General features: G+C 38.5%; 26 protein-coding genes, 1 tRNA gene and 3 pseudogenes. 22 read left to right on the top strand and 8 right to left on the bottom strand.

All coding sequences use genetic code 11. From position 1 onward, the window contains the following. Positions 1–12: 12 nt before the first annotated feature. The gene (locus H0W62_11185; GenBank protein ID MBA3649093.1) at positions 13–1203 is read right to left on the bottom strand and encodes a winged helix-turn-helix domain-containing protein; all 1191 of its coding nucleotides are present in this window, start codon (positions 1201–1203) and stop codon (positions 13–15) included. 83 nt (positions 1204–1286) lie between these two features. Between H0W62_11185 and H0W62_11180 the strand changes: the two genes are divergently transcribed. The 11 genes from H0W62_11180 (at position 1287) to H0W62_11130 (ending at position 9578) form a co-directional block, all read left to right on the top strand. Further along, the gene (locus H0W62_11180; protein MBA3649092.1) at positions 1287–1691 is read left to right on the top strand and encodes a ribonuclease E inhibitor RraB; all 405 of its coding nucleotides are present in this window, start codon (positions 1287–1289) and stop codon (positions 1689–1691) included. A gap of 128 nt (positions 1692–1819) precedes the next feature. Then, positions 1820–2542 (top strand): hypothetical protein, encoded by a 723-nt coding sequence (locus H0W62_11175; protein MBA3649091.1) that lies wholly within the window; start codon positions 1820–1822, stop codon positions 2540–2542. A 49-nt stretch (positions 2543–2591) separates the two neighbouring features. Further along, positions 2592–2972, top strand: a complete 381-nt coding sequence (locus H0W62_11170) for a DUF4288 domain-containing protein (GenBank protein MBA3649090.1) — start codon at positions 2592–2594, stop codon at positions 2970–2972. 159 nt (positions 2973–3131) lie between these two features. Further along, positions 3132–4100: a histidine kinase gene (locus H0W62_11165; GenBank protein MBA3649089.1), complete on the top strand. Its 969-nt coding sequence runs from the start codon at positions 3132–3134 to the stop codon at positions 4098–4100. Continuing rightward, on the top strand, positions 4093–4836 hold the full coding sequence (locus H0W62_11160) for a response regulator (protein ID MBA3649088.1): 744 nt from the start codon (positions 4093–4095) through the stop codon (positions 4834–4836). Before H0W62_11165 ends, H0W62_11160 begins: the two co-directional genes overlap by 8 nt. A 143-nt stretch (positions 4837–4979) precedes the next feature. Then, a complete protein-coding gene (locus H0W62_11155) occupies positions 4980–5522 on the top strand; it encodes a hypothetical protein (GenBank protein ID MBA3649087.1) in 543 nt (180 codons plus the stop codon). A gap of 72 nt (positions 5523–5594) precedes the next feature. After that, positions 5595–5810, top strand: a complete 216-nt coding sequence (locus H0W62_11150; GenBank protein ID MBA3649086.1) for a hypothetical protein — start codon at positions 5595–5597, stop codon at positions 5808–5810. Between the two features lie 219 nt (positions 5811–6029). Next, the gene (locus H0W62_11145) at positions 6030–6650 is read left to right on the top strand and encodes a GNAT family N-acetyltransferase (GenBank protein ID MBA3649085.1); all 621 of its coding nucleotides are present in this window, start codon (positions 6030–6032) and stop codon (positions 6648–6650) included. A 252-nt stretch (positions 6651–6902) separates the two neighbouring features. Next, positions 6903–8069, top strand: coding sequence for a glutathione-dependent formaldehyde dehydrogenase (locus tag H0W62_11140; GenBank protein ID MBA3649084.1), 1167 nt, complete (start codon positions 6903–6905; stop codon positions 8067–8069). Between the two features lie 44 nt (positions 8070–8113). Next, positions 8114–8611: a DUF892 family protein gene (locus tag H0W62_11135; protein ID MBA3649083.1), complete on the top strand. Its 498-nt coding sequence runs from the start codon at positions 8114–8116 to the stop codon at positions 8609–8611. A gap of 181 nt (positions 8612–8792) precedes the next feature. Continuing rightward, a complete protein-coding gene (locus tag H0W62_11130; protein MBA3649082.1) occupies positions 8793–9578 on the top strand; it encodes an alpha/beta hydrolase in 786 nt (261 codons plus the stop codon). 49 nt (positions 9579–9627) lie between these two features. On the opposite strand, the gene H0W62_11125 is transcribed toward H0W62_11130, so the two are convergent. Next, positions 9628–10614 (bottom strand): helix-turn-helix domain-containing protein, encoded by a 987-nt coding sequence (locus H0W62_11125; protein ID MBA3649081.1) that lies wholly within the window; start codon positions 10612–10614, stop codon positions 9628–9630. 108 nt (positions 10615–10722) lie between these two features. Here H0W62_11125 and H0W62_11120 point away from each other — a divergent pair, with 108 nt between their 5' ends. The 5 genes and pseudogenes from H0W62_11120 (at position 10723) to H0W62_11100 (ending at position 13179) form a co-directional block, all read left to right on the top strand. Then, on the top strand, positions 10723–11217 hold the full coding sequence (locus tag H0W62_11120; GenBank protein MBA3649080.1) for a DinB family protein: 495 nt from the start codon (positions 10723–10725) through the stop codon (positions 11215–11217). A gap of 101 nt (positions 11218–11318) precedes the next feature. Further along, positions 11319–11706: pseudogene (locus H0W62_11115) on the top strand (DUF1801 domain-containing protein). A gap of 118 nt (positions 11707–11824) precedes the next feature. Then, a pseudogene (locus tag H0W62_11110) lies at positions 11825–12275 on the top strand (SRPBCC family protein). Between the two features lie 142 nt (positions 12276–12417). Continuing rightward, positions 12418–12806: pseudogene (locus H0W62_11105) on the top strand (VOC family protein). Positions 12807–12960: 154 nt separating this feature from the next. Beyond that, entirely contained in the window at positions 12961–13179 is a 219-nt protein-coding gene (locus tag H0W62_11100) for a DoxX family protein (protein ID MBA3649079.1), read from the top strand. 333 nt (positions 13180–13512) lie between these two features. On the opposite strand, the gene H0W62_11095 is transcribed toward H0W62_11100, so the two are convergent. The 3 genes from H0W62_11095 to H0W62_11085 all read right to left on the bottom strand — a co-directional run bounded on the left by H0W62_11095 (position 13513) and on the right by H0W62_11085 (position 16656). Further along, positions 13513–14871, bottom strand: coding sequence for a dihydroorotase (locus H0W62_11095; GenBank protein MBA3649078.1), 1359 nt, complete (start codon positions 14869–14871; stop codon positions 13513–13515). A gap of 65 nt (positions 14872–14936) precedes the next feature. Then, the gene (gene pfkA / locus H0W62_11090; GenBank protein ID MBA3649077.1) at positions 14937–15920 is read right to left on the bottom strand and encodes a 6-phosphofructokinase; all 984 of its coding nucleotides are present in this window, start codon (positions 15918–15920) and stop codon (positions 14937–14939) included. 76 nt (positions 15921–15996) lie between these two features. Further along, positions 15997–16656: a VTT domain-containing protein gene (locus tag H0W62_11085; protein MBA3649076.1), complete on the bottom strand. Its 660-nt coding sequence runs from the start codon at positions 16654–16656 to the stop codon at positions 15997–15999. Between the two features lie 226 nt (positions 16657–16882). Here H0W62_11085 and H0W62_11080 point away from each other — a divergent pair, with 226 nt between their 5' ends. Next, complete coding sequence (locus H0W62_11080) at positions 16883–18532, top strand: hypothetical protein (GenBank protein ID MBA3649075.1); 1650 nt, start codon at positions 16883–16885, stop codon at positions 18530–18532. A gap of 60 nt (positions 18533–18592) precedes the next feature. Here H0W62_11080 and H0W62_11075 read toward each other — a convergent pair whose 3' ends face one another. Then, a complete protein-coding gene (locus H0W62_11075; protein ID MBA3649074.1) occupies positions 18593–18970 on the bottom strand; it encodes a MerR family transcriptional regulator in 378 nt (125 codons plus the stop codon). Positions 18971–19162: 192 nt separating this feature from the next. Here H0W62_11075 and H0W62_11070 point away from each other — a divergent pair, with 192 nt between their 5' ends. Continuing rightward, entirely contained in the window at positions 19163–20797 is a 1635-nt protein-coding gene (locus tag H0W62_11070) for a sulfatase-like hydrolase/transferase (GenBank protein MBA3649073.1), read from the top strand. A gap of 34 nt (positions 20798–20831) precedes the next feature. Beyond that, a complete protein-coding gene (gene mazG / locus H0W62_11065) occupies positions 20832–21617 on the top strand; it encodes a nucleoside triphosphate pyrophosphohydrolase (protein ID MBA3649072.1) in 786 nt (261 codons plus the stop codon). A 40-nt stretch (positions 21618–21657) separates the two neighbouring features. Here the strand turns inward: mazG and H0W62_11060 are convergent, their stop codons facing one another. Further along, positions 21658–22437 carry an enoyl-CoA hydratase/isomerase family protein gene (locus H0W62_11060; GenBank protein ID MBA3649071.1) on the bottom strand — a complete coding sequence of 260 codons (780 nt, stop codon included), beginning with the start codon at positions 22435–22437 and terminating at the stop codon, positions 21658–21660. Between the two features lie 127 nt (positions 22438–22564). Here H0W62_11060 and H0W62_11055 point away from each other — a divergent pair, with 127 nt between their 5' ends. The 3 genes from H0W62_11055 to H0W62_11045 all read left to right on the top strand — a co-directional run bounded on the left by H0W62_11055 (position 22565) and on the right by H0W62_11045 (position 25626). Beyond that, positions 22565–24460: a tetratricopeptide repeat protein gene (locus H0W62_11055; protein ID MBA3649070.1), complete on the top strand. Its 1896-nt coding sequence runs from the start codon at positions 22565–22567 to the stop codon at positions 24458–24460. A 76-nt stretch (positions 24461–24536) separates the two neighbouring features. After that, the gene (locus tag H0W62_11050) at positions 24537–25472 is read left to right on the top strand and encodes an isoaspartyl peptidase/L-asparaginase (GenBank protein MBA3649069.1); all 936 of its coding nucleotides are present in this window, start codon (positions 24537–24539) and stop codon (positions 25470–25472) included. Between the two features lie 81 nt (positions 25473–25553). Then, positions 25554–25626: transfer RNA gene (locus tag H0W62_11045), tRNA-Lys, on the top strand. 79 nt (positions 25627–25705) lie between these two features. Here H0W62_11045 and H0W62_11040 read toward each other — a convergent pair. Beyond that, on the bottom strand, positions 25706–25996 hold the full coding sequence (locus H0W62_11040) for a thermonuclease family protein (GenBank protein ID MBA3649068.1): 291 nt from the start codon (positions 25994–25996) through the stop codon (positions 25706–25708). Positions 25997–26586: the final 590 nt, after the last annotated feature.

Below are 26586 nucleotides of genomic sequence, written 5' to 3'. Positions count from 1 at the left end.
GGAGTGAAAGAGTCATTTTAAATATTTTTTTACACCAGCTTCTCCTTTTTTATTGTTGCATTTTCCGACTAGTATATTATTGCAGCCATTAAATACAGCAAACAACTTTAATTTCTCTGCTAAAGAAAAAAGCATTTCATCTGTTAAAGACTCAGTATCCTCAAATAAAAGATTCCTAATCAAAAGTATTTCATCATCCCGGTCTGCCTTCGCATCCAACCGTGCTATAAACTTGTCTTCATAAATTACCGGAAGTATAAAGTAACCGTATTTGCGTTTATTTTCCGGAACATAGCATTCAATGATATATTCAAACTGAAATAATTGCTGTGTTCGTTTGCGTTGAATAAGCAAATTATCGAACGGCGAAAGAATATGAATTGAGTTTTTGAATGCACCGGATACATCTATTTGATGCTGCATACTTTTGAAAAAAATGCTGGAATCATTATTTTCCACAATCACCTTAGTAATTATGTTTTGTTTCAATAACCTGCGAATAGCCTTCCCAACTTCTGTTTTCCACCCGGGTCGCAAGTAGGTTATTTCTCTTTCCGTTACAATACCATTAGCTCTGATAGCGCTTGAAATAAGGTATTCAGCATATTCATTTTTTGACGGAAATTTCAGGTCTGTTTCTACCGGTAAAACTCTTTCAGTAAGGTCGTAAACCTTTTGAAACCCCTGGCGATGGCTGACCATCAGCTTTCCTTCCATAAATAATTGCTCAAGGGCACGCTTCGATGGCTTCCAATAATACCATTCCCTCGGGCCTTGAACGGACGCTTCAAAATCTTTTGACTGCAAGGGACCTTCATTCTTAATGCGTAGTAATACCAGTTTCTTTAACATTTTATCCTGCTCAAACCAGTGTGATTTCCCCCTTAAATACGCTCTCTTTCGCATTAATGAAAAGCGGTAATCTTTCATAGGAAGGTAGGATGCCGCATGGCTCCAGTATTCAAATACCAGCTTCTCTTTCTGTAACTGATCAAGCCAGGATTTTTTGTAATCAGCTACTCGTGACCAGAGGATATGGTGATGCGCACGCTCAACCACAGATATAGTATCAATCTGAATGTAGCTAAGATGCTCGATAGTTTTTAAAACACTTTCTTTTCCAGACAAGGGGAAAGGATGATCGAGTAACTGACTTTGCAAAACAATCTGCCTTGCCATCTGATTCGAAATTTTCTCCACCATAAAACAAGATTGAAAAAAAAATTTATTGTATTTGCATGCTTTAATTTTGAATGGTGACTAAAAAAAATTTTTCATTTTGGTGTATGATCGTAATCAATATAGTTTCCTGCGGGAAAAAAGAGATACGGTATTTCTCACCTGAAAGAATGACCGCTGATATGGAACACTTTCGAAAGTTAAATACTCAGAAATTAAAATTCCTTACCCAGTATGGAGTTAATGAAAGCAGCAACATTTCTCTTGAATTTTATTTTGCAACCGATGACTCGCTGAAGGCTCAGGGACTTGTTTCTGAATTACCTTCTCCGGCTTATCATTTTAACAAAGTGCATCGTTCATCAAAGGATAAAAAATTATGGGTAATAAGTGGCAGCGGTCCGCAAATTAAAATGGACTTGCAGGCACTAACCACCTGGACAAATAAATTATGCGAAATAGGTTATGCTCACGATTGTGAGCTTTTAGGATGGAACCCAGTGGCCGAATAAGGAAATAAAAACTCCTGCATCCTTATCTCACCGATTAAATTCCTGTTTTCACCGATTAAATACATTGGCTTACCCATTTACAATTGTACCATAGTGCAGACTTAATCAATTTTGTTCAAAATAAAATTATGGAAAACAGAGATGCAAGGAAACACCAGGGATCGATTTGGTTAGGGTTTCTTTTACTTATCGTAGGAATTGGTTTAATGCTTCAAAAAGCCGGAACCCCGATTCCTAACTGGCTATTTACCTGGAAAACTTTTCTGATACTTCTTGGAATTTTTATAGGTGTCCGCCATCAGTTCAAGGGTGCAGCCTGGCTGGTGCTTATTCTTATTGGTGGAATATCTATGATCGATGATGTATACCCATCGCTATCCCTTCATCAATTTTCTCTTCCGGTAATCATTATTGCCGTTGGCTTGTGGTTAATTATTCGCCCAAAAAATTATCGTCACTGGGATCAGGAATCAATGAAGTGGAAAAATGCCCGGCCACCCATAAATTCCGGTGAAGATTATCTTGATACCACCTCTGTATTCGGAGGAGTGCGAAAAATAATACTTTCAAAAGATTTTAAAGGAGGTGATGTTACGAGTTTTATGGGTGGTACTGAACTGGATTTAACGCAGGCTGATATCAATGGCCGGGTAACGCTCGATGTAACATCTATACTCGGTGGAACAAAGCTTATCCTTCCTACAAACTGGGATGTAAGATCTGAATTAGTCTCTGTATTCGGAGGCATTGAGGACAAGCGACCCCGGGAATCGATCACTGTCAATCCGGATAAAGTGCTGGTATTAAAAGGGACTTGTTTTTTAGGAGGAATAGATATCCGCAGCTTCTAGAAATTAAAGAATATAAATTTTCGATAATTAACACCTTAAATTTTATAACATGAAATGGTATTTAGCAAAAATCATTTTTCAAATTATTTGTGGAGAAGGAAAACACCGTCCGCAATTTGATGAACAGCTGCGGTTAATTAAAGCAGATAGTCAGCAGCAAGCTTATGAAAAAGCAAAAGCACTGGGAGAGCAGGAGCAGGAAATATTTTACAACAAGCAAAAGAAACCAGTGCAGTGGAAATTTATAGATGCTCCTGAAATTTATCTTATGGATCAACTGGTTGATGGTGCTGAAATGTATTCCAGGATACAAGAGCCGGAACAGCCTGAAAATTATAAAGCATTAATTCGTAAAAAAGCATCTCAATTTCAACCCGAGCATCTTTCGGAATTTTTGCAGCCTTTACGTGATGCAGTTTTGCTGTTTTAAGATCTCACCGATCAAAAAGAATTAACCCGGTAAGAGGTGTAGAATGATCATTTCCAATGAACAAAGCAACCATTATTTAACTCTGCCGTGACTACTTCGCCTTTATCGCAAACAAGGTTCCGCTGGCTCTTTGCTGCAGGATGGTTTACATGGGCCTGTATGCAGGTGAAAGCAATGGACTGGCTGGGAATTTCACTTAGAGAAGCCATAGCAGACAGTTTTGTTTCCAATGCATTGCTGGCCGCCGTCTGTATTCTTGTAAGTAACCATTTTCGATTTTACCTGCCTCAAAAAGAACGCGTTTGGTTTACCCTGGTAAGAAATGCAGGGTTAACTGCGGTGTGGTTAATGGTAACCTGGTGGCTTCTGGCACAAATCAATACAAGCAATTCCTATTCTTCTTTTCTCTATAAATCTTTGCCCGCACGTTTTTTGTTTGCTTTTTTGGTAATAGGGATTTCAGCTATGGTCAGTATGCTCTGGTATACCCTTGAAGAACAAAAATCAAATGAGCAGCGCAAAACAGATGCGGAAAAATTATCCCGGGAAGCGGAACTGTTCAAATTGCGGCAACAGCTTCAGCCTCATTTTCTCTTTAATAGCTTAAACTCGATAAGCGCATTGGTAGGTTCCCGCCCGGAGGAAGCGCGTCGAATGATACAGCAATTGAGTGATTTTTTAAGACGAACTCTTCGGAAAGATGAGCACCAATGGGTATCCCTTGCTGAAGAACTTCAGTATCTGGAATTATATCTGGATATAGAGAAAGTCAGATTCGGATACCGTCTTTCTACCATAATTGAAAGTGACGAAGAAAGCAGGCAAATGGAAATACCGGCAATGCTGCTGCAGCCAATTGTGGAAAACGCAATTAAATTCGGATTGTATGATACTATCGAAGCAATAACCATTCATGTTAGAATTAAAGCGGAGGAGCAGCATTTAGTTATTACTGTAGACAATCCTTTCGATCCGGAAACCTCGCAGCCAATTAAGGGAACAGGATTCGGTCTGGCATCCATACAACGGCGATTGTATTTATTATTTGCAAGGAACGATCTTTTGCAAACAGAGATTTCCGGTAAAAACTTTATAACCCTGATAAAAATACCGCAGCACCATGACTAAATGTATTATTATCGATGATGAACCGCTGGCACGTTCAATAGTGAAAGAATACCTGCAGAAGTACCCGCAGGTGAAGATTATCCAGGAATGCAATGATGGGTTTGAAGGAGTTAAGGCTATTCATGAACATCATCCTGACCTTCTGTTTCTCGATATTCAAATGCCTAAAATCAATGGATTCGAAATGCTGGAGCTTATTGACCAGCCCCCTGCAGTTATTTTCACTACTGCTTTTGATGAATTTGCAATCCGTGCCTTTGAAGCGCATGCAATTGATTATTTATTAAAACCTTTCAGTCAGGACCGTTTCGATAAGGCATTGCAAAAATGGGTTGCTCAAAATCCATCACAGCCGGCGACTGTGAAAACCGTATCGTTATTAGAAACTGCTGCCCTTTCGCCTATGCAAAGCCAGCGCATTGTGGTTAAGATTGCCGGAAAAATAAAAATTATTCCTATCCATGATATTCATTACCTGGAATCTGCTGATGATTATGTTAAAATATTTACGCGGGAAGGATATTTTTTAAAAAACAGAACGATGAACCACTTTGAGCAATTTATGGATACTCTTCATTTTGTACGAACTCACAGATCATATATGATTAATATTCATGAGATCACACGCATTGATCCTTATGAGAAGGAAAGTCATCTCGCAGTTCTTAAATCGGGCAAGCAAATTCCGGTAAGCAAAACCGGGTATATAAAATTAAAGGAAGTTTTAGGATGGTAATTCAACAATAATTTTGAAAAAGCACATCTGCTTGTAGAAAATTTTCCCCCATTATAGCGGCTCAGTTTGTTAACACCTACTATAATCAATGGCATAGTATTTATAATTAGCATTCATATTAATTTAACCAAATAACATTACAAATGGAAAACTTAAATTCTAATACCACTAATCGTCCAATGCTGACAGGAATGTTTAGCGATAGGGATAGTGCTGAACAAGCATATAAAGCCCTTCATGAGCGTGGTTATCAAAAAGACGACGTGAATGTAATGATGTCTGATGATACCCGTAAAAAGCATTTTAAAAATGATGATCGTCCTTCTACCGAATTGGGCAGTAAAGCAATGGAAGGCGCAGGAACAGGTTCTGCTATAGGAGGAACCTTAGGTGCTATTATAGGAGCCGTAGCGGCTATCGGTACCAGTTTGCTCATTCCGGGATTGGGATTGGTAGTAGCAGGTCCTTTAGCAGCAGCACTTGCCGGTGCAGGTGCTGGTGGAGTTGCAGGTGGCTTAATTGGTGCATTGATAGGAGCGGGGATTCCTGAAGACCGTGCAAAGAAATATGAGGAAGGAATAAAAAATGGACGTATTGTAATGGGGATACATCCCCGTAATGATGAAGATGCCTCTTATATAGAAAATCAATGGAGGTCAAGTAAAGGAGAAGAAATCTATCGTTGATAACTTAAAACAAAAAACTAACAGGATTAAAGTGATCCTGTTAGTTTTGTTGTTCAATCTAAAATTCCAAAAATGAAAAAGATTCTTATAGCCGTAATTTTGCTGAGTGGTTTTGCTATCACCTCCTGCAAATCAACTACACAAACAGATAATCAGACCATGAGTAACGATACTATGGTTATGAGACCCGACAGTAATAATATGCAACAGGATCATACCTCAATGAGTACTGATACCGGAATGCACCATGATGGTGGTATGATGAATCAGGATACGATGCACCGCTAAAAGCGATGTACAAGTCTGGTTTAAAATTGCTTAATAAACTAATGCCTTCAAATGAAGGCTTTTTTTATTTATTTGTAATGAATCTAATGCAGTAATTACTGTCATCACTACCTGTTCAATCCTTTTCAGGCAAAAAATTGGACCATACATTCACTTTTGCTTGTTGAATTTTATTTCTATTTAGACGATGATCCTAAATAAACTCAATCTAGACAGGTAATGGATGAATGGATAAAACATCCGGTTATTTTGCAGGGACAAATTATAAAATTGATGCCGCTGGAGAAACCTCATTTTGAGGAACTGATGAATGCTGCATCAGATAAAAAGCTGTGGGAGTTTACGCCAACCGATGCCTCAATTCCCGAAAACTTTAGAGCGCTTTACAATACAGCTTTAGCAGAAAGAGACAAGCGAAATCATTATCCCTTTGTAATTTTGGATAATCAAACGCAAAGACTCATTGGTTCAACCAGGTTATTTGATATTGTACCTAAAGACAGAAAGCTCGAGATTGGATGGACCTGGATAACATCAAATTATTGGTCGTCAGGAGTTAATTTCGAATGTAAATTTCTGTTATTGAAATATTGCTTCGAAGTTTTAAAAACCATCCGGGTTCAGTTAAAGACAGATGAAACAAATCTGCGTTCCAGAAAAGCAATTGAAAAAATCGGTGGCTGTTTTGAAGGCATTCTAAGAAAAGACAGGATTAAGGATAACGGTATAGCGCGAAATACTGCTTATTATAGCATAATAGATGATGAGTGGAATTTAGTAAAAGAAAAAATAGGCAAACAGCTTGATGATAAGCTAAAATTGATTTCATCCGTTAGATAATAATATATGCCCCGTAATGCCTTAGTCCACACATTTATTGTAGTTCATTAGAATATACACTAACCTATATACTTCCTTAATTGCCGGGTTATTCAACAGCAACCATTTCCACATCCATTAAAAAGGCGGGAAATGTTTTTCACAAAAAAAAGTACTCCTCCTATAGAATTCCTCCATTTATTGCTGGCTTAGTTTTTATTCAATTATTCTCATATTCTCATCCTTATTTTAATTCCCAACTAAAATCTTATTATGAAAGCAGCAGTATTTCACAAAATTGGAGATATCAGTGTCGATAACGTAGATGATCCCACTATTGAAGTTCCTGATGACATTATTTTAAGAGTTACTTCTACAGCTATATGCGGTTCTGATCTTCATATTTATGATGGATTTGTACCTCAGCTCAAAGACCAGGTATTAGGACATGAGTTTATGGGTATAGTGGAAGAAACAGGTTCGGCTGTAACAAAGCTACGGAAAGGTGACAGGGTGGTAGTTCCATTTACCATTGCATGCGGACAATGTTTTTTTTGTGCGCAGGGTTTTCATCCAAGCTGTGAGCATACCAATCCAAAAATGTATGGTCCGGAAGGTGATCTTTTGAAAGGAAAGGGTGGCGGCATGTTTGGTTATACAGACATGTACGGCGGTTACAATGGTGGTCAGGCAGAATATGTTCGTGTACCAAAAGCAAACGCAGGCCCTAAAATTATTCCGGATGAATTCACTGATGATCAGGTTTTATTTCTTACAGATATTTTCCCTACCGGGTGGAGCGCCGTTAAATGGGGTAAAGTAAAAGAAGGGGATAGTGTTGTAATTTTTGGGAGTGGACCCGTAGGGCTGATGGCACAAAAAGCTGCATGGGCTCACGGTGCTGCCCGGGTTATTGCAGTAGACCCTCTGAAATACAGACTGGATAAAGCAAGATCGGTAAATAATGTAGATACAATTGATGCAAACGATGATGACCTGATGGAACAGATCCGATCAATGACTAATGGACGGGGTGCTGATGTAGCTATTGATGCTGTTGGCATGGAAGCAAACAGAAATGTTTTTGAAAAGGCTAAGGCAGTTCTGAATGCAGAAAAAGGAACGGCAAAGGTTATTGAAATATGTACTGAAGCGGTACGCCGGAATGGTACTATAGCAGTTGTAGGTGTCTATGCAAGTCCTTATGATAATTTTCCTATTCATCGCATTTTCGACAAAGGTTTAATCCTGCAGTTTGGCCAGGCCCAAACGCACCTTTATATAGATCAGTGCTTTGATTACGTGCGAAGCGGTAAGGTAGTATTGGATGATATCATAACTCACAAATTACCACTTACCCAAGCGTCTGAAGCTTACGACATGTTTAAGAAGAAAACAGATGATTGTGTGAAAGTGGTTATGAAGCCGGGCCTTTCTTAGATTACATAATGAATCTTTATCTGTAAACAATTAAAATAGAAATTATGAAAGAAATAAATGACCTGGAAGACCTTTTCTACCATGAAATACAGGTGTTGTGGAGTGCTGAAAAATTGCTGGTAGAAGCCATACCAAAAATGATTGAGAAGGCGAAACATCCGGCATTAAAAAATAGCCTCGCATTTCACCTGGCTGAAACTGATCAGCATAAAGTAGCAATGGAATTTATAGCAAAGCAATTCGGAATAGATCCCGAAGGAGATTTCAACCCGGGTATGAAAGGAATCATTGAAGAAGGGGAAAAGGTAATGAGTAAAGACGTAACCGACGAAGCGCTCGACGCGGCTATAATTGCCGGTTCACAAAAGGTAGAGCATTATGAAATATCCGGTTATGGCTCCGCAGCTTGCTACGCCGAAATGCTGGGTTATGACGCCGTTGCATCCAAATTGCGAATGATATTACAGGAAGAGCAACAAGCTGACACGAAGTTGAATTTTCTGGCTAAAAATATAATAAATCAGAGAGCGCAAACTGCTTAACGGTTATTAATTATGCTGAATAATAATGGCCTGTGAACAGAAATACCAGGCTATTTTTTTTTACTCTCTTTATTTAATCATTATACACAATTTATATGTGAAGTATTTGTATCCTTTTTAGGTGGATCAGTTATCTGGCTAATATATCTTAATAAAAGACTTTATTTCAGTTCTACTCCTTATGACTAAAACAATAATATTTATCCACGGAATGTTTCAAAATGATAAAAGCTGGGAGAATTGGGTTATTTTTTTTGAACGGGTGGGTTACAATTGCATTGTGCAATCATGGCCTTTTCACGAAGGAGAACCTTCTGAACTAAGAAGAAATATACCGGATGGGTTAGGAACATTAGGGCTTCAAACTGTGATTAAGAAATTTGGAGATATTACAGCAAAGAATCCAGATGCCATTTTGATCGGACACTCAGTGGGAGGCTTGATTGTACAAACGTTAATTAATAAAGGATTAGGTGTTGCAGGTATTTGTATTGATTCAGTTGCTCCAAATAAAATGCTTGCTTTCGATTGGGGCTTTTTTAGAAACAGTATGTCTATAGCCAATCCATTAAAAGGTGATGAGCCCTATTTAATGACAGCTGAAGGTTTTCATAAGAATTTTGCCAATGCAATGTCCATGGAAGAGTCGAATCGTGAATATGAAAAGACTGCCACTCACGACAGCCGCAATATACTTCGTGATTGCATGATGGAAGACAGGCATGTGGATCTTGCCACCCCACATTCTCCACTGCTTTTTATTGGGGGCGAAATTGACGAAATAATACCTCCTGAATTAAATGAGAAAAACAGTAAGGCATACACAGATAAAGGAAGCATTAGTGCCTATAAAGAGTTTCCTAATCGCGGCCATTACATTTGCGGCCAGCCTGGATGGGAAGAAGTGGCTGAATATATTAGTGAATGGATTGATGAGAAAGTTACCGTCAGTTCTGATTCATTATAAGAATAAGCTCACCTTTTCAATTGCAACCCTACAGAATATTTCGTCTAAGCTATACATGCTGATAACTCATTTCCCGGTTATATTTATTTTTATATTCTATAGGCGATAATCCTGTAATCTTTTTGAATGTATTCCGGAAAGCTTTCGGATCAGTATAGCCTACGTTATACATAGCACCATTCACATTTTCGCGGGAAGATTCCAGGCTTAATTTTGCGGCTTCAATTTTTACTCGTTGTATATATTCTGATACTGTGTTAGAGGTCGCTTTTTTAAACCTCCGTTCAAAATTTCTGCGGCTGAAAGCAAACATGGAAGTCAATTGCTCAACGGTTATTTTTTCATGGAAATTTTTCTCTATAAATTCCTGGGCCTTCTTTATAGGTTCATCATCATGTCCTTTCTGACCCTGAAAAATAGTGAACGATAACTGGTTATCCCTTTCTATTTCTATTGCAAATACTTTAGCAGAAAGAACGGCTATTTCATGGCCCGCATATTTTTCAATCAGGTATAATATAAGGTTCAAGTAAGAAAAAGCTCCTCCGCTGGAATATATACCGAGTTCATCAGTAATAATCTTTTCAGTTACCAGGTTTACTTCAGGAAACATCCGGAGAAATTGATTTTCAGCCATCCAATGCGTGGCACATTTTCTTCCTTTTAATAAACCTGTTGAAGCCAATAAAAAGGCTCCTAAGCAAAGGCTTGCCACTTCAGCTCCGTTGTTATATTGCTTTATTATCCAGGGAATAAAATCACGATTTTTATCAATAGCCTCTGTTATATCTCCATCCAATGCCGGAATAATTATAAGGTCTGTTTTTTTTATATCATTCAATACGGCATCAGCATTTACAGTAAAAAGGCCACCGCTTACAGAAGTCTCATTGTCAAGCCCCACCAGTTGGACTTTAAACAATGGGGGCTCCTGCTTAGCTTTAAAAAACTCGTTTACTTGTGTCAGCAACTGTCGGGATCCCTCAAGGCTGCCTAAAATTGCTTTATTGGGAACGAGAATAGAAATATGTTTCATGATTCAAAATTATGAAAAATCATGGCGCAAATTACCCTCTAACTGCCGCAAAAGCACCTATAATAACTATTTTATGACAGTAACTTTGCATTTATAAAACAACTTAAAATGGAAACACAAACAGAAAGCAATAGAATGTTCTCCCTTATTGTATTATACGATATGCACACAGCATTTTTTACTAAAGCGCTGGATGGCATTTCTGATAAAGATGCGCATAGCCGCTTAAATACAAAAGCAAATCACATTGCCTGGTTAACTGGCAGTCTGGTTCAGCAGCGGTCTGAAATAGCTAGAAGTCTTGGAATAGATCAACAACAGGCAGCCAATGAATTATTTAAAAATAATAAAGGCATTCAGGACAATATTACTTATCCCAAACTAAGCACCTTTGAAAGCGATTGGGAAAGTACCAGCCCTAAGTTAAGAGAAGCATTCGTTAATATAAATGATAATAAATTGAATAGTCCTTTCGAAATGCCCGGTATCACCATGACCTTTTTTGATATGATCACCTTTATTATTTATCGGGAAGCAAATATTTTAGGGCAAATAGCTTTATGGAGAAGGTTATTAGGTTACGAAGCCATGAAATACATGTGAGAATGGTGCTGAGGCCGTGAAAGATGTTGAGAAACCAGGTTTTAAAAATTAAGTAAAGTATCAGAATTTTTCAGGAATTAAATATTAATAAAGAACACAGCATGAAGAAACCAATTTTAAAAGTAAATAAAAGTCCGTCTGAGCTAATCACCGCCCGCATTGGAGAGCTTGCTGACTGGCGGGGAAAATTGTTTGCCCAGTTACTTGAGTTCATTCGGAACACTAATCCGGAAATAGTTGAAGAATGGAAGTGGAATACGGCAGTCTGGTCGCACAATGGTCTGGTTTGCGGTGTAGCAGCTTTTCAAGGATAATGTAGGGATTAATTTTTTTCAGGGCGCCGCACTTGAAGATCCGCAGAAACTTTTTAACGCCGGACATGATGCTAAAATTTCCCGGTCTGTAAGGTTTTACGAAGGCGATACCATAAATAAGCAGGCTTTAAAAAATCTGTTAATTGCTGCTATTGCCCATAATTCATCTAAATAAATTAATAATGAGAACTTCAGATAAATTTCACTGTCAGGTTTAATTAAGAACAACCACCAAACTTTTTCACAATCAGGAGCCATAACAAATTTTTAACTGTAAACATCAAACCATAAAAATGAAAACCTTAAAAAAACTCATAATCGCAAGAACCATTGTTATCGCTATACCTCTTATTGGAGCATCATTTATAACGGATATGTGAAATATCTAAAAAACCAGGATAATTATAATAAGTGGATAATGACAGACCCTTTGATGAAAAAACAATTTAAAGGAACGGATGGCACCGTAGGTTTTTTATATGCCTGGGACAGTCAGAATAACGAGGTTGGTAAAGGAGAACAGGAAATTGAAAGGATAAAGGATGGCAAAGAATAAACATGAAAGTACGTTTCAAAAAACCTTTTGAAAATACCGCTGATATCTATATGAATGCAGAGAATGTTACTGATAATCAAACAAAATTAAAATGGGGAATGAAAGGCAGAAATCCATACCCTATGAATTTTATGAATCTCTATATAGATAATATGCTAGGTCAGGATTTACAAACAAGCCTTTTTTAATTTAAAAAATATTCTTGAAAAATCATAGCCCGGGATCTCAGGTTTATCGAGACACCTTGGGAAGGAATGCAAATGGATGCAGCGACAATAAACAGGGTAGAAAGGAAAAGACAATTCATTATCTAACTCTTAAAATAAAAAAATGGCAACAATTAATTCTTATCTAAACTTTAATGGTAATACGGAAGAAGCATTTAATTTTTACAAATCAGTATTTGGCGGAGAATTTACAACGCTTCAACGTTTAAAGGATACACCTGAAGCAGACAAGATATCGGCAAATGATCGCGAGAAAATTATGCACGTTGCTTTACCGATAGGAAGCAACCTTCTTATGGGTACTGATGTATTGGAAAGTATGCCACAGGTTAAATTCGGTCCGAAGCAAACCATTTATTCAAAGGCCTTTCATCTGGTGGAGAAGTTACCATGCCACTTGAAAAAATGTTTTGGGGTGCTTACTTTGGAATGCTTACCGACAAGTTCGGTGTTCAATGGATGGTAAATTATAATTATAGTCAGAACAGTTAAAGCACGCGGACAAGATTAATAAAGCATTAAACAAAAAAACTACAACAAATAACGGCTGGCAGTCCTGTACATTAATCTGTAAGGATGGTGAACTTTACTGCCAGCATCTAAAATTTAAATGGATAAACATTAAAAAAACAAAACAATTTATTGAGTGCTAACTAAGCTGCTTGCAGCATTAATGCTGGCACCCTCAATTCCGGATGTAATTAGTATGGCCGATGAAGTTAAAATGGTAACTGAGCATCTGGGTTATCCGGCTTATTTTATTCCTTTTATAGGGATAGCAAAGTTATTGGGTGTAATCGCAATACTCATTCTGGTTATCCTGGAATTAAGGAGTGGGCTTATGCGGGCTTTTCATATGATTTAATTGGTGCTATTTATTCCAGCGTAGCTGTAGGTGACCCGGTAACAGGATGGCTGCCTGTTCTTCTTCCTGTAGCTGTACTTATAGGCTCATATTATTTTTAGCATAAAATGTTAAAGGAATCTTCAGCGACTAATGCAATATTAGCGTGAAGTTTAGAAGCATATTATAAATAATATTCAGAGCGAATGCGTACAATGAATTTACCGGATCAGGATTTCCCGCTGGATCTAAAAATTTTCTAACTGACGTGGACATAATCCCAAGTGAGCAGAAATGATACCATCTATAAAAAACATGATTATTCTGTTCTGATAACTAATTCAGAAGTGAGATTCAATGGTTAAATAAAAGCCTCATTCCATTTATGCTTTCATCAAATAATCCATTTGCAAAAACCAATCGTCCGTTTACAAATGTATGCGTAATACTTCCGTGAAAAGTTGTATTCTCAAGCGGTGACCATCCGCATTTATACAGTATATTTTCTTTTTTCACAATAAAAGAAGTGTTCAAATCCAGCAGCACTAAATCCGCGAAATATCCTTCTCTGATGAAGCCGCGCTTTTTTACCCGGAATAAAGTAGCTGGGGCATGGCACATTTTTTCAACAATTTTTTCCAGTGAAATTTTGCCACTCCTGTATAGTTCAACCATAATGTTAAGCGAATGCTGGATTAAAGGAAGGCCGGATGGAGATTTGAAATAATTGATAGTATTGCCTTCGGCCATTGTATATTTTTCATCCCACGTATGAGGAGCGTGATCTGTAGCTATTAGGTCTATACGGTCGTCAATGATGGCTTGAAGAAGTTTATCTCTGTGGCGTGATTCTTTTATTGCAGGGTTGCATTTTATCTGAGGCCCTAGCCGGTCATAATCACCGGCTGTGAACCAGAGATAATGCACACACGCTTCAGCTGTAATTTTTTTTTGATCAAGAAGTGTTTGATTAGAGAAGAGTGCAGTTTCTTCTTCCGTTGAAATGTGAAGAACATGAAGCCTTGAATCGTATTTATTTGCCAGCTCAATAGCAGTTTTGGAAGATAAAAAGCATTCTTCTTCGTTTCTGATAACCGGATGAGATGTAATGGGTATACCAAGGCCATACTTATCTTTTAAAAGCTGTTCATTTAATTTGATTATTTGCTCTGTTTCGCAATGTGCTGCTATCAAAGCAGGAGCAAATCTGAAGATGTTTTCCAGCGCTAATGTATCATCTACCAATAATTGTCCTGTTGAGGATCCCATAAAAATTTTAACCCCGCAGATTTTTCCGGCATCCGTCCTTTTTATTTCTTCAAGGTTTTCATTGGTTGCTCCCAGATAAAATGAAAAATTAGCAAGCGATGTGGTTTGCGCTATTTGATATTTCTGCTCCAGCAATTCATGAGTAACTGCAGCAGGAATGCTATTAGGCATCTCCATAAAAGATGTAACACCTCCGGCTATTGCGGCCTTAGATTCGGAGTAGATAGTTGCCTTCTGCGTTAAGCCTGGTTCACGAAAATGGACATGGTCATCAATAATTCCAGGCAATAAATATTTTCCTTCACCATTAATTTCTGTGAATGCTTCTTTTATTGTTATCTGCGGGTTAATATTTTCTATATGCCCGTTTTTAATCAACAGATCGGAAATAAATATTTTTCCCTCATTCACTATAGACGCATTCCTTATAACAAGACTTCTCATAGAATTTGGATTTCGGGATTAAAGATGTGTGCAGAAATTCAGACTGACTACACTCACGTAAGGCATCAGATAGTAAGTATTTCAGCCAGCTTAAGCATTTGAGGATTTATTTCAAGGTGATGCTTTATTGCTTTAGAAAAAGGTGTGTGAATCACGTCGTGGTGCATTACACCTATCATCTCGTTTTTCCGTCCGTTAAGCAGTGCTTCCACTGCGGCAAACCCAAAGCGGCTCGCTATTACGCGGTCCTGGCAGGTGGGGCTTCCGCCTCTTTGCATATGGCCGATTATAGATACACGGGTATCGTAGTAATCGAATTTTTCTTTCACTTTTTTAGCTACTTCAAAAGCTCCGCCTTCCTCATCCCCCTCCGCAACAATTACAATACTGGAAGACTTTTTTCTTTTTGCACCCTGATCTAATTTTTCTATCAGTTCGTCAATAGTCATGTGTAATTCCGGAACCATAATAGCTTCTGCACCACTTGCCAATCCGCAACGCATCGCAATAAAACCCGCATCACGGCCCATTACTTCAATAAAAAAAAGACGGTTATGTGCATCAGCTGTATCCCTGATCTTATCTATTGCTTCCATGGCAGTATTAATGGCTGTATCGTAACCTACGGTATAGTCAGTACCATATAAATCGTTATCAATGGTGCACGGTATACCGATAAAAGGAACATCATACCGCTCACTGAATTCGAAAGCGCCCTTGAATGTTCCATCGCCTCCCATTGCAATAATTCCATCAATCTTTTTTGCTGTGATCTGATCGAATGCTTTTGACATTCCTTCAACAGTTATAAAAGCAGAACTTCGGGCTGTTTTAAGAATAGTGCCTCCGCGATGGATAATATTGCTTACCGACCTGGAATCCATATCTAAGAAATCTCCTTCTATAAGCCCCTCAAACCCGCGCATAATACCCACTATATTTAAACCATAATAAATTCCTGTTCTCACTACAGCACGTATTGCGGCATTCATTCCAGGTGCATCGCCGCCTGAGGTTAATACTCCAAGCGTTTTTATTTTTTCGGGCATTTTTTGATTGATAATAGTGCGAAAATAGGAAATGAGATAATAGCGTATTTCAAAAAAGCAGGAGAGGCAGCAATACTTATTTAGTTTTGATTCCGCGGGAACTGCGAACGATTTTCAAAATCACTGGCAGGGTAAGACCAATGATCATCCCGAGTATAATATATTTTAAGTTCTTTTCTACAAAGGGGACATCTCCCAGGAAATACCCGGCAAGTACTAATATATTTATCCATAGCAAAGCTCCTAAAAGTGAACAAAGCACGAATCTGGGGAAGGGGTATTTAACAACACCTGCTATAACGGGCGTAAAGGTTCTTATTATGGGAAGAAAAAAACATCCGGTAACAGCAATTGCTCCATTTTTTTGGAAAAACTGATCGGCGGTTATTAAATGTTCGTGTTTAAAAAAGATAGAATCTTTTCGTTTAAAAAGTAAGGGCCCTGCTTTCCTTCCAAAAATATAAGCAGAAAGATTTCCCATGAAGGCTGCTATTACCAATACAATACACACTGAAAGTATTGGTTGATCAAAATTTCCGGTTGCTACAAATACGCCGGTTGTAAAAAGCAAAGCGTCACCAGGTAAAAAAAAGCAAAAAAATAATCCGATCTGTGCATAAACGCACAGAAATAGTAAAAGCATGCCACCATATTTTATAATGTCCTCCGGCTTAAACATTGCCATCGGATGGTGAAAAATATCCTTAAAAAAATCAAAAATGCTGAGGATCGTCATTTGATACTTTACAATGTACTAAAATAATTATAGAGGAATAATTTGGAAAAGGTTGCGAATCTGCTGCTGAAATAAACTCTATTTTTGATTATAGCCTTTGTTTATATCAATACTTAAATTAAATTTCTATCAGATCGCATATCTTATTATCTGGTAGCTTAACTCTTCTATATTTTCTTCAATGAATGGTTTTCCTGCGTTCAATGTAATGTTCAGATGCTGCTTGATGGTTTGTTGGCTTCTTTTTTTTTCTCCCTCAAAAAAGGCCTGTGCACAAAGTGCTTTCATCCCTTTAAACGATTTTTCCTATAATTATCTTTCCCGTTTTGAGATTAAATCGGGAAAAGTTTCTGATGACCTGCATTTTTCCTGCCTGCCTTTACTTCGCCAGAATGCGATTCGTTTTCTCGATTCAATGCGGGGTAAATCTATATCCCTGTCTAACACAGATATAATGGCTATTGAATACCTGCGACTTGATAACCAGGAATGGAGCAACGATAGCGCTGAAAGTCGCCATTCATTTTTAAAATATTTTTATAATTCACCCGCGGATTTTTACCAATACCATTCAAATGATTTCCTGATAAAGATTAACCCGGTATTTGAATTTAATATAGGAAAAGAGTCTGCATCTGACCGCACACTGTATATCAATACCCGTGGAGTTGATTTACGTGGCTGGATCTCAAAAAAGGTTGGCTATTATTTTTTCTTAACTGAAAACCAGGCGCGGTTTCCCTTGTTCGTAAGAGAGCGAACGGATTCTTTCGGTGCCTTGCCAAATGAAGGATACTATAAAACTTTCGGTAAGGAAGGCGTCGATTTTTTTGATGCAAAAGGATATTTCGATTTTAAGGTGGCAAAATTTATCACTGTTCAGTTTGGGCATGATAAAAATTTTATCGGTAATGGTATTCGTTCGCTTGCACTCTCTGATTTTTCGGAAGATTATATCTTTTTAAAACTCCAAACCCAGGTATGGAAGTTTAGCTATCAAAATATTTTTGCTGACATGACCGGTAAATTTCTGAGAGGCGGTGATCAGTTGCTTCCCAAGAAATTTGCAGCATTTCATCACCTGAGCATCAATGTTACAAAGTTTCTAAATGCAGGCTTATGGGAAAGCGTGGTTTTTCACCGTAACAATGGATTTGAACTGCAATATCTCAACCCGATCATTTTTTACCGATCTGTGGAACAATTGATTGGAAGCCCTGATAATACAATGCTTGGCGCCGATTACCGGATTAATTTTTTACACCATTTTTCCTGGTATGGTCAATTGATGATAGACGATCTTAATATAGGTGAATCTAAAAATGGTAAAGGATATTGGGGAGATAAATACGGTCTTCAAAATGGCATTAAATATATAGACGCATTTGATATACAGAATTTCGATTTGCAGTTGGAATGGAATCATGTTCGCCCGTATACTTATACTCATTACGACACTGTTTCCAGCTATACTAATTACAACCAGGCACTGGCTCACCCACTTGGAGCGAATTTTAATGAGTGGACCGGAAAAATCCGTTACCAGCCTGTTTTTCCTGTTACCATTCAATGGAGATGGACGTTCGCCCGCCAGGGAAACGATACCTCAGGATTGAATTACGGGGCTAATATTTTTTTTCCAACGGACCAAACCAATGTGATTCATATCTACAATAATGAGGTAGGGCAGGGTGTAAAAACAAAGTTATTTCTCAGTGAATTAAGCGCTGCCTGGATGATCAAACACAATCTGTATGTGGATGTGTCTTATGTGTATCGCAGAACAAGGTCCAATGTTTCTTCATCTGCTTCCTCAACTTCTGTATTCCAGGCTGGGGTCAGAATGAATATACCCGGCAAGAATTTTCAGTTCTGAAAAGATAAAAATGGATAGCACCTTTTCATTATCCAAAAGGCAGCAGCCGACACTTTATATCTATTTACTGCTAATTTCTTCAGTGCCTTCCTTTTTCTCCATGGAATCTTTCAGGGTAACCAGAAAAGAACGGATTTTTTTTAAGGAATCTAATACTGCCACACGGTCAGTTACAAGATCCTGGTTCTGCATTAATTTCTTCCGCGCACCATCAATGGTATATCCCTTTTCCTTTAACAGGTGATGGATAAGCTTAAGATATTCCAAGTCTTTTTTTGTAAAGAACCGGTCACCTTTAGCATTTTTTTTCGGACGGAGTATTTCAAACTCTTTTTCCCAAAACCTAAGGTTGGAAACAGAAAGGTTAAGCATTTTGGCAACCTCACCTATTGCATAATATTGCTTTTCGGGATAATAATCGTCGGGCCTTACAGGCATAAAAAATTTCTTTTTCGATTATAAAATTAGGCTTTTGCCTTTAAAGCTACACCTTCCGTTAAAAATCAGATTACCTTTTTAATCAGGATGTTAGATGTGCTTATCAATCCTATAACAATATTAAAATACCGGTGAATAAATACTTTTATCCGTCCGGCTGAAATATTCTAATATTGCTCTATAACACCTTGCATGAAGTTTATTGTTTTCTGTTTAATGTTAATGGGCGGATTTTGTTATTCCCAGACAAAGCCGAACGTATTACTTATTTTGCTTGACGATGCCCGGTTTGATTCCTTTTCACCCAATGGTGGCCCGGATTTTTTCAATGATTCCAGTATTTCGCGTATTGCGAATGAAGGTGTCAATTTCTCAAATTCTTACTGTGTTTATTCCCTGTGCGTTCCCAGCCGTGCGTCTCTGCTTACAGGTTTATATCCCCATAAGAACGGAGCCAGAAACAATGGCTTTACACCTGACTCCACGCTCATTCAATTGCAAAGTATTTTAAAGACCAACGGCTATCGCACTGGCTTTGTCGGAAAGTATGATTGGGCCACTGACCCGCAGCAGGGATGGGATTATTGGTTCGCATCCATCGGCGAAGATTATAGCAATGCTCAGTTCAATTACAATGGAGTAGTACGTTCTTATTTTGGACATAAAACGGATATTATTACTGACTCAGCGGTTGGCTTTCTGCTGGATGAGCCTGCAGACACACCATTTTTCTTAATGGTTAGTCACCTCGCTCCGCACACACCTTTTCAGCCCCGTCAACAGGATGATTCGCTTTACGATAGCATTCCGATGCCCATCCCGGATAATTTTTATTTTTTCCAGCATAATTATCCAAGCTTTCTCCGGGATTTTCACTTTTACATACAGGATACTATAGATTTAGATACCACTTTGCGCCTCTATTATCAGATGCTTGCCGGTGTGGAAGCCAGTGTGCAGCGTATTTTCAGCAAGCTCACGAGCAGGAATTTTTTGGATAATACCATGGTGATATTTACCAGTGATAACGGACACTTATGGGGCGAACATCAGCTCCAGGTAAAGCGACTGGCTTATGAAGAATCGAGCAAGGTGCCTCTGTTCATACGCTTTCCAGCATGGTTTCCAATTAGCGGAATCGTAAATGATCAGTTTGCTTTGAATGTTGATCTTGCTCCAACTATCCTTGATGCTGCCGGCATTGATCCATCTGTCTATAATTTTGATGGTATTTCGCTGAAACAATTATATGATGGCTCTGTGAATCGTAGCTCGATTTACTATGAAGTCCTTTCTAATGAAACATTGCCTGCATTAAGACAAGTGCGTGATAAAAATTATGCCTATACATACTATTACTGTGATGGGTTGACGGAAGAATTTTTTGATCTGAATAAAGATCCGGAAGAAAATGAAAACCAAATACTAAACTCAAACTATCAGCAATTAATCCAGCTGTACAAGGAAAGGCTCGATAGTTTTAAGGTTGCATTAAATGACACTATAGTTGAAAGTGTCCACAACTGCTACCTGGAAGATACACTGTACCTGGCAAATGGATCTTCTCCAAAATTTCCATTCACTTTAAATTACTCAGTCTTACCAGGTGAAGTAAATGTTCAGCTATACGCTCCATCGCCTGTAACCATTTCAATTTCATTAGTGAATATGCTGGGACAAGTTGTATACGCTAAAACAGATATCAGCATCATGCAACAGCAAAGCCTTTCCATAAACACCAGTAATCTTACAATTGGCAGTTACCTGTTAGTTGCACAGGGAAATCAATTACTTGGCTCTGCAAAAATCCTTATAGGAAATAAATAATTTTATCTGTACTGAGAATTTGAATGGGTATCTCATGACTCCTGCCGGAATTGCCCTTGATCGCTTATTGAAAATTATGGACGAGTTGCGGGAGCAGTGTCCCTGGGATAAAAAGCAAACCATTGAATCCCTTCGGCTGCTTACCATTGAAGAAACCTATGAGCTTACCGATGCCATAGATGAGAAAAATATGCAGGGACTGAAGGAAGAGCTGGGGGATGTGTTGCTGCATCTAGTTTTTTATGCAAAAATTGCTGCTGAAAAAAAAGAATTTGATATTACGGAAGTTATCAATTCGCTATGTGATAAGCTCATTAAACGTCATCCTCATATCTACGGTGATGTAAAGGTCAATTCCGAAGCGGATGTAAAGCGTAATTGGGAACAGATAAAAATGGAAGAGCGAAAAAAATCTGTTCTCGAAGGGGTTCCAAAATCTCTTCCCGCTGTAGTGAAAGCTTTTCGGATCCAGGATAAAGTAAAACAAGTAGGCTTTGAATGGGAAAATAAGGAAGAGGTGTGGAAGAAAGTGGAAGAGGAACTGAATGAATTCAGCGAATATTCACACAGCGAAAACCTTTCAGCCTTTGAAAAAGAAAAGATGGAAAGCGAATTTGGTGACCTGCTTTTTTCTTTGGTTAATTTTTCAAGATTTCTCTCTATTGATCCTGAAGCGGCATTGGAAAAGACAAATAAAAAATTTATTAATCGCTTTCGAATGATGGAAGATTTAGCCCAAGAGAAAAATCAAAAGCTTAAAGAGATGACTCTGCAGGAAATGGATGCTCTGTGGAATACGGCAAAAGAAACTTTTAAGTAAAGCAAATCTTGAAGATTAGGCTTGCTAACTCATTCTGGTGCTACCAATTGATTTTTTCTTTTTTCAGAAATGATTCAATACCTTTTTTGCAATCTTCACTTGCACGGGTATTGGCGTTCATTCGTGCGGCGTAATCAAGCGCACTGCTCAAATCCATTGAAGAAATTTTGTTCAACATTTCTTTTGTGGCAGCTATTGACTGTGCAGAGGCTTCGTTGCACAAGGCAGTTGCAAAATCTTTAACAAATATTTCAATTCGATCCTGATCAGCTACAGCATTTATCAGTCCAATGGCGGCTGCCTCGTTTGCGCCTATCAGTTTGCCGGTAAGTAATAATTCCTTTGCTTTAGACCCATTAATTTTCCTTATAAGAAAAACCATTACCAGTGCAGGGATAAAGCCAATCTTCACTTCGGTATATCCAAATTTTGCATCGGGAACGGCAAAGCAAAAATCACACACGGTTGCCAGGCCGCAGCCTCCCGCAATAGCATGGCCTTCCACCTGCGCAATCACCACTTTTTTTGAAGTGTATATATGTAGAAACAAATCCTTAAGGTGGTTGGAATCAGCAAGATTTTCTTCGAAAGAAAAATTTTGAAGTTGCTGCAGATATTCAAGATCAGCCCCGGCGCTAAAAACATTCCCCTTTGCTTTTATGATTATCACTTTTGTGGAATTGTCATTTTCTGCTGCTTGCAATGCATCTTTCAGCTCCGTGACAAAATCATAATTGAGCGCATTTTTTTTTTCCTGGCGTGAAAGGATTATATATTGAATACGGTCGTTTTTCTCAATTTCTATATAGGAATAACTCATCATCTTAAATTTACAATTATAACGTGGTAAGCTATACTGAAGGGATGGCATAAAAGTAATAAACCAAAGAGTAAAGATTGTGTTCCTTTATCTTTGAAACCAGTATTACCTTTCAGCCTGAAAGATTATGAAAGAGAAAAAGAAAAAGCGGGTTTCCGGAATAAAACAACAGCCGCTAAATCCCCTGATTGAACCACGGGGTAAAACAGGATTAGACGCACTATTTTCTTCCCGAAAAAATCAGGTTATAACTGTTATACTGCTTTCATTTCTTTTTTACGGAAATTCCATATGGAACGGATACGCGCTGGATGATGGATTAGTGCTGCGCGATAATGCATTTGTCCAGCGGGGCATCAGCGGCATTCCGGACATCCTTTCCCACGATAGCTTTTATGGATCTATCGGTCAGTCAAAAAATTTATCCGGAGGCAGATACCGCCCCTTGTCACTTGTCTCCTTTGCCATAGAAAACTCTTTTTTTGGAAATGGTCCTGCAATGCATCATTTAATAAATGTGCTGTTGTATGCTTTAACTGGCGTTGTGCTCCTGGTTCTTCTACGGAAGTTTATATTACCAGGCTTCCAAATCGGAGCATTTTGTGCTTCCATTTTGTTTGTTATTCACCCCGTACACAGTGAGGTAGTAGCGAACATAAAAAGTCGTGATGAAATCTTTTCATTGCTTTTTCTATTATTAAATCTCTACTTCCTGCTTCTGTACATTAACCAGACCCATAAAATAAAACACTTTATTTTTTCTGTTATTTTTTATTTCCTTGCATTATTTTCCAAGGAAAACGGATTCACCTTCCTCTTCATCATTCCGCTTACACTTTATTTTTTCGCGAAAGAAAGTTGGTTAAGGATTTTTAGACTTACCATTCCATTTTTACTGGTTGCCGTGTTCTATGTGCTTATCCGTATTTCTTTATTAGGCTTCCAGAACAATGAAATAAAAAGCGTTTTGGATAATCCGTTTGTGCTTGCAACACCTCTGCAGAAGTACGCAACCGTTTTATTGGTTTATCTTAAAAATTTGCATTTGCTTTTTTCCCCCTATTACCTCACTTACGATTATTCTTTCAATCAGATTCCGTATCAGAGTTTTGCCAGTCCCCTCGTATTGCTTTCACTCATCATCCATGCTTCACTCATTGGTTATGCCATCTATAAATTAAAGTCAAAAGATCTGGTCAGCTATTGCATACTTTTCTATCTCGCAAGCATATTCATTGTTTCCAATTTGCTGTTTAACATTGGAGCGCCTATGGCAGAGCGTTTTCTTTTTCAGCCATCCATTTCTTTTGTAATAATAGTAGTTGAAATCTTACGAAGGGCGGTTATGAAATTGAATTGGAGGATGGCTGTGCAATCCGGCGTGGCCGTGGCACTCACTTTCATAGTAGTTATATTAAGTGCAATTAAAGTGATCTCCCGGAATACAGATTGGAAATCAGATGAAACATTATTTCTGCATGATGTAAAATTGTCTTCAGGAAGTGCGCGGGCTAACGCCTACGCCGGTGTTGCACTGGTGCATAACAGTGACCAGGTAACGGAGCAGGCTCAAAAGATCAGCGATTTGAAAACATCTATCGGTTATTTCAAAAAAAGTATTGTCATTCAACCCGGGTTTATTACACCATGGCTAAACATCGGCGTGGCGTATGTGCGGCTGGACAGCACCGAAAAAGCAGAGGCGGCATGGAATAAGGCCCGTGCTATCGATCCTGATGATGGAAACTTAAAGGAGTACGATAAGTATCTTGCTAATTACCATTATAAGAAGGGAATGACGGAAGGTACCAGCCAGAATTTTGATGCATCCATTACGGAGTTTTTGACAGCAGTCCGATATGCACCAAATGATGCGGAGGGCTGGTATAACCTTGGAGGAGCTTATTTTTCAAAAAAAGAATATGAAAAGGCAAAACAATGCTGGCAGAAAACGCTGTTCCTGAATCCGCAGCATGCGCAGGCATTGGCAGGAATGGATGCCATAAAACAATTGGGATTGTAATTTTTGTAAACGAAAACGTTTATACCTTATCAATAAAATGATCATTGAAACCATTCAGGAATAAAAAAATTACCTGTTGAAAAAATTTGCAATTGCCGTGCATGGCGGAGCCGGCACCATTTTTAAAAAAATCCTGACTTCGGAAAAAGAAAAAAATTACCGGGCAGCCCTGGAATTGGGCATAGAAGCAGGTTACAGGATTCTGGAAAACAATGGAAGTGCCATTGATGCAGTAGAAGCTGCGGTGGAATGCCTAGAAGATTATCCTTACTTCAATGCAGGCAAGGGTTCTGTCTTTAACCATGAGGGAAAGCACGAAATGGACGCCTCTATTATGGATGGTTCTGATCTGAAAGCAGGTGCGGTAGCGGGTATAAAGCATGTAAAAAACCCCATCGCCCTGGCTAAAGAGATAATGCTTCATTCAGAGCATGTTTTTTTATGCGGCGAAGGTGCCGAAGAATTCGCCCGTGAAAGAAATCTTCGGCTGGAAGGTGATGACTATTTTTTTAACCAGGAACGATACAATCAATGGCAGCACGCCTTAAAGCACGATGTTATTACACTTGACCACGGCGGAGAAAAAAAATACGGAACGGTAGGAGCAGTAGCTCTCGATGGTTATGGGAACCTTGCAGCGGCGACTTCGACGGGCGGTATTACCAACAAGCGCTTCGGACGGGTAGGGGACAGCCCTGTAATTGGAGCCGGCACGTATGCTAATAACAGTACGTGTGCGATATCGTGCACCGGCCATGGAGAATTTTTTATCCGGGCTGTAGTAGCCTATGATGTACATGCCTTAATGGAATATAAAGACATGCTGCTGCGGGAGGCCTGCGACCTTGTTGTGCATAAAAAATTAGTTTCCCTGGGAGCAGAGGGCGGATTGATTGCCATTGACCGGTTTTGCAATATTGAAATGCCTTTTAATTCTGAAGGCATGTACCGCGGATACCGGAAGAGTGGCGGATTGGCTGTTACAGCAATCTATGCCGACAACCAGACATAATTTATTGGGTTTTGGGAAATGAACGATAGAATTTGAAAATACTATTGTTCAGGTTATCTTTGCCCACACTTTTTTAAAATTGATCTCGTAGCTCAGTTGGTAGAGCATAACACTTTTAATGTTGGGGTCCTGGGTTCGAGTCCCAGCGGGATCACGTATATGTAATATAATATATTGCAAATCAACTAATTGCACTCCATTTTTCTTTCTGTGGGAAACATATGGGAAACATTCTAAAATAACGGTGCAAGAGCATACAATCCTTGTCTGGCTTGCTGTGTAGCGAAATTAATTCGCTCATATTCTAACAACATTTTGCAGTAGTATTCAGCCTCTGGTTTTGCGTATCCTTCACGAATCAACAGTTTATTTAAACAGCTTCCATCAGGAAGTATCACGTATGCTAACTGTCGCTTATAATAATCGTAAAAATTATTATCCTCGGTGTATAACGTTACATGTACACCCAGTGGCTGAACACTGAATAAAAATACTGTAGCAGCCCTTCCAGGGTTATAAGTAATTCAGCAGCAATGCGATTTTCTTCATCATCTCTTAACTTCCTGTTGTATTTGTTCTCTGGAGCCTCCAATGCAGAAGTTAAACAGATAATGGTTAGACTACTTGGACTTGATGGACTTATTTACTTCACGGGAACGGAAGTTTTTTTGATTGAGAGGAAAAAAGCGATTGCAAACAGAACTATTGCGATATTAACCTGCGGCTGATGAAGGGCAAAAGCACTCACTATGAAAAGTGAAAACATTAAAATGTTAGTGAAGACGGTTATTCTCATATTAAAGGCCGTTGCAGTTCTAATTTCCATAAGATTTATTAACCCTGCAAATATTATGGCGATACCTGAACCAATAAAATACAGAGTATCAATATCAAACTCATGTCTGCAACGGGCAAAATAAATATGAATTAATCCGAGTAGAATTATGAAATATGAGATTATATAATGTATTCTTGTTTTTCTGATTAACAACAGCTGTCCCCTTCCTGCTGTGGAGGACATTTTACAGTTCCGTAACTACAATAAACACAACAGGCCCCTTGTTTAGTTTTTAAAACTGCATTGCAATTTTCACATTCGTAAAAATACTGGCAG

This window comes from Chitinophagales bacterium (genome assembly GCA_013816805.1).
Lineage (GTDB): Bacteria > Bacteroidota > Bacteroidia > Chitinophagales > UBA10324 > MGR-bin340.
Note: the sequence above shows the minus strand (reverse complement) of the source record. Positions and strands in the feature narration are given on the sequence as shown.